11 protein-coding genes are annotated in these 13701 nt (G+C 65.2%); 2 read left to right on the top strand and 9 right to left on the bottom strand.

Annotation, left to right across the window (positions count from 1 at the left end; all coding sequences use genetic code 11):
- Nucleotide 1: 1 nt before the first annotated feature.
- Nucleotides 2–754, bottom strand: a complete 753-nt coding sequence (gene recO / locus IEX33_RS09465) for a DNA repair protein RecO (protein WP_188729629.1) — start codon at nucleotides 752–754, stop codon at nucleotides 2–4.
- A gap of 88 nt (nucleotides 755–842) precedes the next feature.
- Nucleotides 843–2582 (bottom strand): 2-isopropylmalate synthase, encoded by a 1740-nt coding sequence (leuA, locus tag IEX33_RS09460; protein ID WP_188729627.1) that lies wholly within the window; start codon nucleotides 2580–2582, stop codon nucleotides 843–845.
- 252 nt (nucleotides 2583–2834) lie between these two features.
- Between leuA and IEX33_RS09455 the strand changes: the two genes are divergently transcribed.
- Nucleotides 2835–4787 (top strand): M13 family metallopeptidase, encoded by a 1953-nt coding sequence (locus IEX33_RS09455; RefSeq protein ID WP_188729625.1) that lies wholly within the window; start codon nucleotides 2835–2837, stop codon nucleotides 4785–4787.
- 86 nt (nucleotides 4788–4873) lie between these two features.
- Here the strand turns inward: IEX33_RS09455 and IEX33_RS09450 are convergent, their stop codons facing one another.
- The 5 genes from IEX33_RS09450 to IEX33_RS09430 all read right to left on the bottom strand — a co-directional run bounded on the left by IEX33_RS09450 (nucleotide 4874) and on the right by IEX33_RS09430 (nucleotide 10371).
- Nucleotides 4874–6325, bottom strand: a complete 1452-nt coding sequence (locus IEX33_RS09450) for an LCP family protein (protein WP_188730119.1) — start codon at nucleotides 6323–6325, stop codon at nucleotides 4874–4876.
- A 216-nt stretch (nucleotides 6326–6541) separates the two neighbouring features.
- Entirely contained in the window at nucleotides 6542–7501 is a 960-nt protein-coding gene (gene era / locus IEX33_RS09445) for a GTPase Era (RefSeq protein WP_188729623.1), read from the bottom strand.
- Nucleotides 7485–8816 carry a hemolysin family protein gene (locus IEX33_RS09440; protein ID WP_188729621.1) on the bottom strand — a complete coding sequence of 444 codons (1332 nt, stop codon included), beginning with the start codon at nucleotides 8814–8816 and terminating at the stop codon, nucleotides 7485–7487. Before IEX33_RS09440 ends, era begins: the two co-directional genes overlap by 17 nt.
- Entirely contained in the window at nucleotides 8813–9286 is a 474-nt protein-coding gene (gene ybeY / locus IEX33_RS09435; protein ID WP_174174373.1) for an rRNA maturation RNase YbeY, read from the bottom strand. The genes IEX33_RS09440 and ybeY overlap by 4 nt, the downstream gene beginning before the upstream one ends.
- Nucleotides 9283–10371: a PhoH family protein gene (locus tag IEX33_RS09430; RefSeq protein WP_188729619.1), complete on the bottom strand. Its 1089-nt coding sequence runs from the start codon at nucleotides 10369–10371 to the stop codon at nucleotides 9283–9285. The genes ybeY and IEX33_RS09430 overlap by 4 nt, the downstream gene beginning before the upstream one ends.
- 369 nt (nucleotides 10372–10740) lie before the next feature.
- Here IEX33_RS09430 and IEX33_RS09425 point away from each other — a divergent pair, with 369 nt between their 5' ends.
- A complete protein-coding gene (locus IEX33_RS09425) occupies nucleotides 10741–11688 on the top strand; it encodes a GerMN domain-containing protein (protein ID WP_229675307.1) in 948 nt (315 codons plus the stop codon).
- 27 nt (nucleotides 11689–11715) lie between these two features.
- On the opposite strand, the gene IEX33_RS09420 is transcribed toward IEX33_RS09425, so the two are convergent.
- Both IEX33_RS09420 and dnaJ read right to left on the bottom strand, forming a co-directional pair.
- Nucleotides 11716–12495, bottom strand: coding sequence for a 16S rRNA (uracil(1498)-N(3))-methyltransferase (locus tag IEX33_RS09420; protein WP_188729615.1), 780 nt, complete (start codon nucleotides 12493–12495; stop codon nucleotides 11716–11718).
- A gap of 2 nt (nucleotides 12496–12497) precedes the next feature.
- Nucleotides 12498–13625 carry a molecular chaperone DnaJ gene (dnaJ, locus tag IEX33_RS09415; RefSeq protein ID WP_188729614.1) on the bottom strand — a complete coding sequence of 376 codons (1128 nt, stop codon included), beginning with the start codon at nucleotides 13623–13625 and terminating at the stop codon, nucleotides 12498–12500.
- Between the last annotated feature and the right edge of the window lie 76 nt (nucleotides 13626–13701).

Raw genomic sequence — 13701 nt, 5'->3', positions numbered from 1 at the left:
GTCAGCTACGCTCCACATGTTTGAGGGACTTCAGCACCCGTTCGAGGTGCCATTGCAGGTATGCGGCCACCAGGCCCGCGGCCTCTTTCCGGTGCAAGGGAAGGGAACCGTCCGCCGTTGCCCAGTCACCGGTCAGCAGCGCCGCCAGCAGTACGACAGTCTCCGGCGCCGGAGCCGGCGAACCAGGGGGCCGGCATCCGCTGCAGACCATTCCCCCCAGTGGAGCCGAAAATGCCGTGTGGGGGCCTGGCAGGCCGCACCGGGCGCAGTCCGTGAAACTGGGCGCCCAGCCGCCGGTGGCCAATGCCCGCAAAAGATAGGAGTCGAGGATCAGTCCGGCAGCATGTTCATCCCTGCTGAGGGACGCCAGCGCGCCCACCAAAAGGTTGTACTGCGCCGTCCCCGCCTCGCCGTCCACGTCCGTCAGCTTCTCGGCCGTTTCGGTCATGGCAGCCGCCACCGTGTAACGGCCGTAGTCCGCGGCAATGTTCCCGCCGTAGGCGCCCTTGGCCACGGCCTGGGTCACGATGTCCAGGGTCTTGCCTGACACGAGCTGGAGGTCCGCCACCATAAACGGCTCGAGCCGCGCGCCGAACCGGCTGCTGGTGCGGCGGACTCCTTTGGCCACAGCCCGGACCTGGCCGTGGTGCTTGGTCAGCAGGGTGATGATCCGGTCCGCCTCGCCCAGCTTGTGGGTGCGCAGGACGACGGCGTCATCGCGGTACGCGCGCGAGGCGAAAGAGTGTTGGGCCACGCCTTCTATCTTCCCATTCTTTGCCGGCACAGCGGTGCCGCGCACTGCCGTGCCGGCGGAAGCTTCCGGCGGCACGGCAGTGCAATGCTCAGGCCTGGGCGTCCCGGATGGCGCGGTTTACGGCGGAGATGACTGCCTTCAGGGAGGACATGCTGGTGTTGGCGTCGATGCCGACGCCCCAGAGCACCCGCTCCCCCACGGCGCATTCGACGTAGGCGGCTGCCATGGCGCTGCCGCCCTCGGAGAGCGCATGCTCGCTGTAGTCGAGCACGCGGACATCCACGCCGTCTTCCCCCAGGATGCCCAGCAGCGCAGCGATGGGACCGTTGCCGGTGCCCGTACGGCTGACCTGCTCCCCGTCAATGGTGAGGGAGGCATGCAGCGTCATGCCGCCGTCGTCGTCCGTTTCCGTCTTGACGGCACCCAGGGCGTAGCGGCCCCACTGGCCGTCAGTCTTGCCGGAGGGCAGGTACTCGTCCTGGAAGACCTGCCACAGCTGGGCACCGCTGACTTCGCCGCCCACCGTATCCGTACGCTTCTGGATGACGCCGGAGAATTCGATCTGGGCGCGGCGCGGCAGGTCCAGGCTGTGCTCGTTCTTGAGCAGGTACGCAACGCCACCCTTGCCGGACTGGGAGTTGACCCGGATCACGGCCTCGTAGCTGCGGCCCAGGTCCTTGGGGTCGACGGGCAGGTACGGGACCTGCCAGGTGAAGTCCGCAACGTCCTTGCCTGCCGCAGCGGCGTCCCGTTCGAGGGCTTCGAAGCCCTTCTTGATGGCGTCCTGGTGGGAACCGGAGAACGCCGTGAACACGAGGTCGCCGCCGTATGGTGAACGCTCGGGGACGGGCAGTTGGTTGCAGTACTCCACGGTCCGGCGGACGTCGTCGATATTGGAAAAGTCGATCATGGGGTCGATGCCCTGGACGAACATGTTCAGGCCCAGCGTCACCAGGTCAACGTTGCCGGTCCGCTCGCCGTTGCCAAACAGGCAGCCTTCAATCCGGTCCGCCCCGGCCATGTAGCCCAGTTCGGCGGCGGCAACGCCGGTTCCACGGTCGTTGTGGGGGTGCAGGGAAAGGATGATGCCTTCGCGCGGGTGCAGGTGGCGGCTCATCCACTCGATGGAGTCGGCGTAGACGTTGGGCGTTGCCATCTCCACGGTGGCGGGCAGGTTGATGATGACCTGGCGGTCCGCGGAGGCTTCGAAAACGTCGGCGACGGCGTTGCATACCCGCACCGCGTACTCCAGCTCGGTCCCGGTGAAGGACTCCGGGGAATACTCGTAGGTCACGTGCGTGTCCGCGAGGGTTTCCTCGTATTTCTTGCACAGCCGGGCGCCCTGGAGTGCGATGTCCAGGATTCCGTCCTCATCCTGGTTGAAGACCACGCGGCGCTGCAGCACGGAGGTGGAGTTGTAGAGGTGGACGATGGCCTGCTTGGCGCCCACCAGCGACTCGTACGTGCGCTCGATCAGGTGCTCACGGGCCTGGGTCAGGACCTGGATGGTGACGTCGCCCGGGATGTGGTTGCCCTCGATCAGCTGGCGGACGAAGTCGAAGTCCGTCTGCGAAGCGGAGGGGAATCCGACCTCGATCTCCTTGTAGCCCATCCGGACGAGCAGGTCGAACATCTTCATCTTGCGCGCCGGGCTCATCGGATCGATCAGTGCCTGGTTGCCGTCGCGCAGGTCAACGGCGCACCAGCGGGGGGCCTTGGTAATGACCTTGTCCGGCCAGGTGCGGTCCGGCAGTTCAACCTTGATCTGGTCCTGGAACGGCGTGTAGCGGTGGGCAGGCATTCCTGAGGGCTTCTGTGCGTTTCGCATTACTATCGGGGCCTTTTCTGTGGTTCTACGTTGAAAGGGTGGCCGGGCAACACAAACTCCGCAGCGAGGGTGGGCCTTGCGCTAGATCGCGTCTGAGGCCTCGCCGCGGCAGCTAAGAAGAAGGAGCTCTGCACGCACCTTTTGAGAGTAACACGGGTGCGTAAGATGAAAGGGCACTACCGTCAGTAAAGTCCACCATGCAGACGCCGCGCGCTGTTTTCCTGCCGCCGCTCTCCATCAGAAGGAGTTTCAGTGCCCATTTCGGGGATCGACCTGTCCACCATTGATCACACGGTCCGGCCGCAGGATGACCTTTACCAGCACATCAACGGCGCATGGCTGAAGGCCACCGACATTCCCGATGACCGGCCGCTCGAGGGTACCTTCACCGCCCTCCGGGACGGTTCGGAGATCGCAGTCCGCGACATTATTGAAGAAGCTGCGGCCAAGGGCGCGGCCGCCAGTGGGATTGAACGGAAAATCGGGGACCTCTACACCAGTTTCATGGACGAGGCCGCTGTTGAAGCGAAGGGCCTTGAACCGATCCGCCAGCGCCTTGCGGAGGTGTCGGCCACCACCTCCGTGGCGGACCTCGTGTCGTTGGCAGGCCGGCTCTTCCGTGCCGATGTTGGCGGTCTCTTCTACATCTACCCTGCTCCGGATGCCGGGAACCCCGACCGGATTCTCCTGTACACAGGGCAGGGTGGCCTCGGCCTGCCCGACGAGTCCTACTACCGGGAAGACAAGTTCGCCCCGATGGTCACCGCCTATGCCGCGCACGTGAAGACGATGCTCGGCCTGGCGGGCGTTGCCGACGCGGCTGCAGCCGCCGGGCGTGTGGTTGCCCTGGAGACCAAGCTCGCGTCCCACCACTGGGACAACGTCACCCTTCGGGATCCGCAAAAGACGTACAACCTGAAGACGGCGGACGAGGCATCAGCGCTGTTCCCGCTGTTGGCCACCTGGTTCGAGGCCGCCGGCATTGATGCCGACAAGCGGCAGGAGATCGTCATGAGCACTCCTCCGTTTTTCGATGGCGCCGCTGCACTCCTTGAGTCCGAACCGCTGGCCCACTGGCAGGAATGGCTGGCGATGCGGGTGGTCAGTGCAGCAGCACCGTACCTTTCCTCGGCTTTCGTGGACGCCAGCTTCGCCTTTTACGGGACCACCATCAGCGGCACGCCCCGGAACAAGGACCGCTGGAAGCGCGGCGTGGCCGTCGTCGAAGCGGCTTTGGGCGAAGCTGTGGGGCAGATCTACGTGGCCCGGCACTTCCCCGAGACCCACAAGGCCAGGATGCAGGCTCTCGTCGCCAACCTGACAGAGGCGTACCGCCAGAGCATCACCGCAGTTGGCTGGATGGGTGACGCCACCAAGGCCGAGGCCCTCCGGAAGCTGGAGGGCTTCCGGGCGAAGATCGGGTATCCGGACCAGTGGATCGATTACTCCGCCGTAGAGATCGACCCCACTGACCTCCTGGGCAACGTTGAGCGTGCGCACAACGCCGATGTCGACCGGCACCTTGACGAGGTGGGCAAGCCGGTGGACCGCAACAAGTGGCTGATGACCCCGCAGACGGTCAACGCCTACTACCACCCCATGATGAACGAGATTGTGTTCCCGGCCGCGATCCTGCAGCCCCCGTTCTTCACGGCCGACGCCGATGACGCCGTGAACTACGGCGGTATCGGGGCCGTCATCGGGCATGAGATCGGCCATGGTTTTGATGACCAGGGATCCCAGTTCGACGGCGGCGGGGCGCTGCGGAACTGGTGGACGGAAGAGGACCGGCAGGCGTTCGAAAAGCTCACCGCGAAGCTGGTGGCCCAGTACGATGCGCTTTCGCCCTACGCGGCCCCTGGACATACCGTCAACGGGCGCCTCACCCTTGGTGAGAACATTGGCGACCTGGCAGGGCTGGCGATTGCCTACAAGGCATACCGCATCAGCCTGGACGGGAAGGAACCGGAGGTCCTGGACGGACTGACCGGGGAGCAGCGGTTCTTCGCTTCCTGGGCGGCGGGCTGGCGCCAGGTCATCCGGCCCGAGGAGGCCATCCGCCGACTTGCAACGGACCCGCACTCCCCCAACGAGTTCCGCACCAACGCCATTGCGAAAAACCTGGATGCCTTCCACGATGCCTTTGAGGTCTCGGAACAGGACGGCATGTGGATGCCTCCGGAGGAACGCGTCAGCATCTGGTAACCGGACATGAAGTGGGGCTCACCATCTGGTGGGCCCCACTTATCTCGTTGATCAGTTGTGTCCTGGCGTTCCCCTTGCGCCGGCGGTTAGCCCTGGACGATCAGCGCCGGGTTAGCCTGCTGGCAGGACGCATCCTTCGCAGTCTGGTTGACGATGTTCTCCGGGAGCGCGGCTGGAGCCCCGTACGTCACTCCGGTTGTGAAGTCGGTGCCCAGGTACACCTGGACTCCCGCGATGTTCGGGGCGGGCAGCATCTGTGCGGCCGGAATGCCGAGCACGGCGGCGACGTCCGCAGCCACGTCCGCGAAGTCCGTGCCGTAATAAACTACCGATTGCTCCACCGCTGTGGCCTCGAACTGCCCGGCCTGGGTGAAGCCGCCCGAGACCAGGGCCTGCACGATTTCCTGCGCGCGTCCAGGAACACCGGTGCCGTTGGCCACGGTGACGGGCTGAACGGCTTTGTCGTAAGGCGGGAGCCCAGGTGCCGTCTCAGTGGGGGCTGCCGTGGGGGGTGCGGAGGTTTCCGAAGGGGACGGGGAAGGTGCCGTCGGATCAGTCAGATCGACGTCCTGCCGGAGGGCTGCGAACAGCTGGGACCCGGCGGGCTCGGCGATCTGCAGCCTGTTGGGGTCGGCCAGCGCCGGTGTGGTGGGCACAGCCACGAAGGCCACCTTGCTGATGTCGATGTCCTTGAGCCGGTTGCCGATGGTGAGCAGGCTGGGCACGGAGGCCAGCCCTTCATCCACGGTCAGGTTCTGGGTGACGACGTCGGCGATCTTGAGCATCCTGCCGGGATCGGACAGCGTGCCGTCGTCCTTGATCTTGCGGGTCAGGGACGACAGGAAGCCCTGCTGGGCCTTGATCCGGCCCAAATCGCCGCCGTCGGCAAATGCGTGGCGCGTCCGCAGGAACGCGAGGGCCATTTCCCCCTGGACCGCCGACGTGCCCGCGGGCAGCCGAAGGCGTGAATCAGGATCGTAGACGGCGTCACTGATGCAGACCTCGACGCCGCCGACGGCGTTGGACAGTTCCTTCACGGCGGTGAAGTCGGCCATCATGAAGTGGTCCACTTCCAGGCCGGTCAGCTGGTTGACGGTGTCCACGGCGCAGCCTATGCCGGCTTCTGCCATGGCCTCGTTGATCATCACGCCGCTGCGGGCAGGGTAGACCTGGTTGGTTTCCTCATCCTTGCATTCGGGAAGGTCCACCAGCAGGTCGCGCGGAAAACTGATCACACTGACGCGCTTGTTGTCCTCCGAGATGTCCATCATCATCATGACGTCCGACTTGCCGTAGCCCCTGGAATCGTCCGCGGTGCCGTATTCGGCGTTTTCTCCGTCACGGGTGTCCGAGCCAAGGATCAGGATCTGCATCCGTCCGGTTGCGTCGCTCACCTGCTCGTTGTTGCCGCCGCCGGCGTTCAGCGGAGCCTTGGAAATATTGTTCTGAAGCCGAAGGAACCAGAAACCGGCGAATGCAATGCCGCCAATCATGGCAACGGAAACGATGGCGGTGACGACCTTCAGCCACACCGGCATGCCGCGCAGGGACCCAAGGTGGCGTGCGGCGCCAAGGGTGGCATCTCCCGCGTGCCGGGACACGGGTCCCCCGGTTGACACTTCAGCTCCGTCGTCGCGCTTGTCGCGGCCTAGCCCCACGTGGTGAACCTTCCTCTAAATTCGAAAGCCGGCCCATTTTAGTGGTCCAGGCTGGGAAAATGCCGGGCGGCCCAACGGCCGCGCCTTGAAATGGGCCTAGAAGCCGAGCTTCACCAGCTGTTTCGGGTCCCGCTGCCAGTCCTTCGCCACCTTTACGTGGAGGTCCAGGTAGATGCGTGTACCCAGGAGCGCCTCGATGCCCTTGCGCGCATTGGTGCCCACCTCACGCAACCGGCTGCCGCCCTTGCCGATGATGATTGCTTTTTGGGAGGGACGCTCCACGTAAAGATTGACCCGTACGTCGAGCAGCGGGCTGTCTTCCGGCCGGTCCTCCCGGGGGACGATTTCCTCCACCACCACAGCGAGGGAGTGGGGCAGCTCATCCCGGACGCCTTCGAGGGCCGCTTCCCGGATAAGTTCCGCCACCATCACAGCTTCCGGCTCGTCGGTGAGTTCACCGTCCGGGTACAGCGGCGGCGACGGCGGCATGAGGCTGATGAGCACGTCAGCGACGGTGTCCACCTGGAAGCCGTCGGTCGCGGAGACGGGAACGATGTCCGTCCAGCCTTCCTCCCCCAGCACTTCCCGGCCCAGGGCGGCCACGGCCAGGAGCTGCTCCGTCAGGGCCTGGCGGTCCACGGTGTCGGCCTTGGTGACGATGGCGATCACGGGCTTGCGGCCCACGGCGGCCAGCTGGGCGGCGATGAACTTGTCCCCGGGGCCAATCTTTTCATTGGCGGGGAGGCAGAACCCAATCGCATCCACCTCGGCCAGCGTGTCCGCAACGAGGTCGTTCAGGCGCTTGCCCAGGAGGGTGCGGGGGCGGTGAAGCCCTGGCGTGTCCACCAGGATCAGCTGCGCGTCCTGCCGGTGGACGATGCCGCGGATGGTGTGCCGGGTGGTCTGGGGCTTGGCGGACGTGATGGCCACCTTCTTGCCCACCAGCGCATTGGTCAGGGTGGACTTGCCCGCGTTGGGCCGGCCTACCAGGACCGAGAACCCGGCGCGGAAACCGCCGAAATCGTCGTGGTTTTCGGCCTTATTTTTCTTGCTCACGTGAAACTCCCTGCTGGGTTGCTTCCGCCTCTTGGAAGAGGTCCTCAAGGTCAGTGTCTTCTTTTGCCACCCGCGCCGCAATGATATGGCTGACGCGGTTGCGGCGGCCTTCCAGCCGGTCGGCCCGCAGGGACACACCCTGCACATCCACCGTGCTTCCGACAATGGGTACGCGGCCCAGCGCTTTTGCGAGCAGGCCGCCAACGGTGTCCACTTCGTCATCATCCAGTTCGATGTCGAAGAGCTCGCCCAGGTCATCGATGCCCATGCGGGCGCTGACCCGGTACGATCCGTCGCCGAGCTCGACGGCCTCGGCGCTTTCGGTGTCGTACTCGTCCACTATTTCACCCACGATTTCCTCGATGAGGTCTTCCAGCGTGACAAGTCCGGCAGTTCCGCCGTACTCGTCGATCACGATGGCAACGTGCGTGGACTCCTTCTGGAGCTCCCGGAGAAGGTCGCTGACGGGCTTCGATTCCGGTACGTACCGGACTTCCCGGGCGAGCGACTCCACCAGCGGCGGCTCCTCGTGGGGTGCCAGCTCGTGGATGACGGCGGCAACGTCCTTCAGGTAGATGATGCCAAGAATCTGGTCCGTGCTTTCGCCGATGACCGGAATCCTGGAGTAGCCGGAGCGGAGGAAGAGGGACATCGCCTGGCGCAGGCTGGATCCCGCTTCGATGGTGAGGATGTCCGTTCGCGGCACCATCACGGCGCGGACCAGCGTGTCACCGAAGTCGAAGACGGACTGGATCATTTCCGCTTCGGTGTCCTCGATCATGTCGGACTCGCTGGCGCGTTCCACCAGTTCACGGAATTCCTGCTCGCTGAAGAACGCCTCGTCCCCGCCGGGGGCGCCGGGGGCAGCCGTGCTGCCAAGCGTCACCAGCCAGCCTGGGATCGGCCCCAGGACCCAGGTCAGGAAGCGGATCATCGGAGCAGTGGAGCGGACAACGGCCGCTGAGTGGAGCCTGCCCAGCTGGCGCGGCGAAACACCCACGATGACAAAGCCCAGCAACGCCATGATGCCGGTTGCGGCAAGGCCTGCCAGCCACACGTTGTCCAGCAGGCTGTAGAGCAGCACGGCGACCGCAACGGCGGACGCCATCTCGAACCAGATACGCCAGAACCGCAGCGCCCTGATGTGCGCCACCGGGTGGGAGAGGATCTGCCGCAGGGCCGTCCCGCGGCTCTTCAGCAGGGCGTCTTCCGCGTCATGCCGCGGAATGAAGTTGAAGGCGGCCTCGGCAGCAGTCAATATGGCCGCAACAGCCAGGAAAGCCAAGGCCATTGCGACAAGGAGCAGAGGCGTCACTGGGTGGTCTCGGCGGGCGCTTCTTTGCCGGTGAAGCCGGACAGCAGCTCACGCTGGAGCCCGAACATCTCGGCCTTCTCCTCGGGTTCTGCATGGTCGTACCCCAGCAGGTGGAGGATACCGTGCGTGGTCAACAGGAGCATCTCGTCCTGCAGTGAGTGGCCGGCGTTCTTGGCCTGTACCCTGGCAACCTGCGGGCAGATGGCAATGTCACCGAGCATGCCCTGGGGGGTGGGACGGTCCGGCGTTCCGGGGGTCAGTTCGTCCATGGGAACGGAGAGGACATCAGTGGAACCGGGCTCGTCCATCAGCTCTATGTGAAGCTTCTCCATTGCGGGCTCGTCCACCAGCAGGACGGACAGTTCGGCCTGCGGGTGGATATACAGCTGCTCGAAGATGTACCGGGACAACGCCACGATTTCCGCTTCGTCCACCTGGACGCCGGACTCATTGTTGACCTCGATGCTCACGCGTGTTCCCCCCGCTTGGCGGCGCCCGCCGAATGTTTGACCCTGCTGCGCTGGGTTTCATCCCAGATGCTGTAGGCGTTGACGATGTCGCCTACCAGCCTGTGCCGGACGACGTCTGCCGCGTCCAGGACCGAGAAGCTGACGCCCTCGATGCCGTGGAGGATCTCCTCCACGATGCGGAGTCCGGAGCGGGTGCCGAAAGGCAGGTCAACCTGGGTGACGTCGCCGGTAACCACCATCTTGGATCCGAAGCCAAGCCGGGTCAGGAACATCTTCATCTGCTCCGGAGTGGTGTTCTGCGCCTCGTCAAGGATGATGAAGGCGTCATTGAGCGTCCGGCCGCGCATGTAGGCCAGGGGCGCCACTTCAATGGTGCCTGCCGCCATCAGCCGGGGGATGGACTCAGGGTCCATCATGTCGTGCAGGGCATCGTAGAGCGGGCGCAGGTATGGATCGATCTTGTCGCTCAGGGTCCCGGGGAGGAAGCCCAACCGCTCCCCCGCCTCAACGGCGGGACGGGTCAGGATGATGCGGCTGACCTCCTTTTGCTGCAGTGCCTGGACGGCCTTTGCCATCGCGAGGTATGTCTTGCCTGTGCCTGCCGGACCGATGCCGAAAATCACCGTGTTGGTGTCGATGGAGTCAACGTAGGTCTTCTGGTTCAGCGTCTTCGGGCGGATGGTTTTTCCACGGCTGGACAGGATGTCGTGGGTCAGGACGTCCACGGGGTTCTGCAGGGACTGGGTACGCAAGAGCGCCACAAGCTGCTGCAGCACCGCCGGGCTGATCACCGTACCGCGGGCTACCAGCCCGCGGACCTCGTGGAGGAGGCGCATGATGCGGGGAACGTCGCTGGCAGGCCCAGTGATGGAGAGCTCATTGCCGCGGACATGGAAGTTGACGGCCGGAAACTGTTCCTCGATGTACCGCAGTGCTTCATCGTGGCTGCCCAAGGACTGGACCATCTGGTCGGAGTTGTCGAAAAGGACTACCTCGGTACGGCTGCCGGGGAGGGAATGGGGAAATTCCCCCGCAGCGCCTTCTCCCGTGTTGAGCCGGCGCTTGCCATTCGCTGATTCAGTCATAGTGATGGCCCGCAGGCCCGTGTTCCCCTCAAAGTACCGGACAATTCCCGCTGCTGGCGGCCGGCGACAGTGCACTTGGACGATGGACCGGTTGCGCCTTGACCAGCGATCCCTCCATCTTACGCCAGGACAGCATCAACCTCTGAAAGGGGAAGGGCCGGGACAGCTCGGGAAACACGCGCAGCGCCGCCGGTTCCGCCATTAGGTATCAACTTCATATCGGCCTCATATCGTTCCCGTTGCAGTTCCGTCCGGAGGCCCGTATCCGGCCTTTCCGCTCCGGGCCCTGTGCCATGCTGGAAATCCAGCCACTGCTGGGACCGCCGCTTGGGGAGCGGCCCGCCATTCATGAAAGGACAGGCAACAAACGTGCCGGAATCTGCTGCGCCCCGCAGGGCAGGACGACGTGGCGGCATTGTGCGCCCTGGCGTCCTGGCAGTGATTCTGATGGCGGCTCCGCTCCTGACGGGCTGCCTGGCCGAGCCTGATCCCTCCCCCACCACCGCCCTGGGCTCCGGACCTGCTGCCGCCGGCTCGGCGCCTTCCACGAGCGCGCCGCTCGAAACCACGCAGTCGTCCAACAAAGCGCCGGTCTACTGGATCGGCCGGAGCAACAGCAGCATCTTCCTTTACCGGGAATTCAGGGATGTGCCTGAACAGGAAAATCCGGTGACACGGGCCTTGCGGGCCATGATGTCGGACAAACCCCTGGACCCGGATTTCTTCACCCCCTGGCAGAATCCCGGCAAGCTGGCCACGTCCATCTCCGGCAAGGACGTCATCACCGTGGACGTGTCCGAGGACGCCTTCAACAGCAACCTTGACGCCGACATGGCCGGCCGCGCTGTCCAGCAGCTTGTGTATACGGCCACCGCCGCTGCCGCCAGTTCAGGGCTTATCGATTCCGGGCAGCAAATCCGCGTGCGGATCCTTGTGGACGGCCACACGGACTACGTTGCTTTCGGCCATATCCAGCTGGGTGACCTTATGACGAGGGCCGCCGGCATGGTGGCCCCTGTCTGGATCATTGATCCGCAGGAGAACACAGAGGTTGCCGCAGGGAGCGTCAAGATCACCGGCCGCAGCACCCTTTCCGGGGGCAAGCTCCGCTGGCAGATCCTGCGGGCGGAGGAGGACGGCACCAAGGTCCCGTTCCTGACTGGGGAAACGACGGCGGCCGTTGAGCCGGGCCAGGCAGGACTGTTTACGCTTGCCCTCACGCTGCCGGCCGGAGACTACGAGTTGAAGGTGGCCCAGGCCGGCACCGGCGATCAGCCGGACCAGAATGAGGACTCGCGGGCCTTCAACGTCCGGTAGCCTGCCGGTTGGGCCCGGCCGCGACATTCAGGGCGAGGGTGCGGTCCAGCGGCCCAGGACATCGCTGGCAAGCACGACGGCGGCCGGTCCGGCGGTTGATGAGCGCAGGACATGGTGCCCCAGCAGGGCGGTGACGGCGCCCTTTCCGCAGAGCCTGGTGACTTCCCTGGGGCTGATGCCGCCTTCCGGCCCAACGATCAGCAGCACCTCGCGCGGTTCCGTTCCGTCCGCTTCCCGCCAGGATTCCAGTACGGTGCGCAGGGGGCGCACGGCGTCCTCATGGAGGATGACCGCCAGCCCCGCGGCCTCCACGAGGGCGGCCAGCGCGGCGGTGTCGACGGCGGGCCGCACCTCGGGGACCCACGCGCGGCGCGCCTGCTTGGCTGCCGCCGTCACCACCGACTGCCACTTCGCGTGGGCCTTCGCGGCGCGGTCGCCCTTCCACCGCACGATGGACCGTTCGGACTGCCAGGGTATAACGGCGTCAATCCCGAGTTCAGTGGCCGTTTCAATGGCGAGTTCATCCCGGTCGCCCTTGGCCAGGGCCTGCACCAGCACCAGCCTCGTGGCCGGCCGCTCCTCAACAGCCACGGAGGCGCACTCCACCTCGAGGCCTGCGGGTGACGCCGCAAGCACCCGTCCGCTCATCCGCGTCCCGGCGCCGTCAACGATGTCGACGGGCTCACCCGGGGCGAGGCGCTTGACCGTGACGGCGTGCCGCGCCTCGGTCCCTTCGAGGACAAAGGCCTGCCCCGCCGTCATGTGGTCAAGGGACCCGGACGGAGTGAAAAAGACAGGGTTGCTCACTGCTACAGGTTACCGAGCCTGTCCCGGAGCTTGGCGAACATGCCGCCGCTGGCTGCAAGCTTGCCCTCGGTGATCTGCTCACCGCGCATCTTGGCCAGCTGCCGCAGGAGCTCTTCCTGGGCGGCATCAAGCTTGGCGGGCGTCTCAACCTGGAGGTGGACCTTGAGGTCGCCGCGGCCGTAACCGCGCAGGTGGGTCACCCCAAGTCCACGAAGAGTGATGATCTCGCCGGACTGGGTCCCGGGCTTGACGTCGATTTCCTGTGGCCCGTCGAACGTTTCCAGGCTCACTTCGGTGCCCAGGGCAGCCGCCGTCATCGGGATGTGCAAGGTGGCGTGGAGATCGTCGCTGTCGCGCACATAAGTGGCGTCGTTGTTCACGCGGATCTCAACGTACAGGTCACCGGAAGGTCCGCCTGCCGGGCCTGCCTCGCCCTGGCCGGAAAGCTGGATCCGTGTTCCGGTGGCTACACCGGCGGGAACCTTGATGGTCAGCGAACGGCGGCTCCGGATGCGTCCCTGGCCGCTGCACTCGTTGCACGGGTCCTTGATGACCGTGCCGAAGCCCTCGCAGGTTCCGCACGGTGCTGCGGTCATGACCTGTCCCAGGATGGAACGGACGGCGCGCTGGACCTGGCCGCTGCCGCCGCAGATGTCGCAGCGCTCAGGATGGCTGCCGGGCTGGCAGCAGGAACCCTCGCAGGTTGGGCACGTGACGGCGGTGTCCACGTCGAGCTTCTTGTTCACACCGAAGACAGCGTCGCGGAGTTCGATCCGGACGCTGATGAGGGCGTCCTGCCCGCGCCGCACGCGGGAGGCCGGGCCGGTAGAACCCCCGGCACCAAAGAAGGTGTCGAAAATATCCTGGAAGGCGAAACCCTGGCCGGCGTATCCGCCGCCGCCGAAGCCGTTGTCCGTCCCGTTTTCGTTGCCCGTGGTGTCGTACACCCGGCGTTTCTGCGGATCCGACAGGACTTCGTAGGCGTGGGTCACTGCCTTGAAGCGGTCCGACGCGTCCTCACCCGGGTTGACGTCCGGGTGCAGGGTGCGTGCCAGCTTGCGGTAGGCCTTCTTGATCTCTTCTCCCGTGGCCTCCGGTGAGACTCCAAGGACGTCGTAGTGGCTGCTCAAAGTTCGTATCTCTTCCTTGTTGTACTGCCTGCAGTTGGACTGCTGGAAATGCTGTGGGTATCCGGTGGCCCGGGCT

Origin of the sequence: Pseudarthrobacter scleromae, assembly GCF_014644515.1 — a bacterium.
GTDB lineage: Bacteria > Actinomycetota > Actinomycetes > Actinomycetales > Micrococcaceae > Arthrobacter > Arthrobacter scleromae.
Note: the sequence above shows the minus strand (reverse complement) of the source record. Positions and strands in the feature narration are given on the sequence as shown.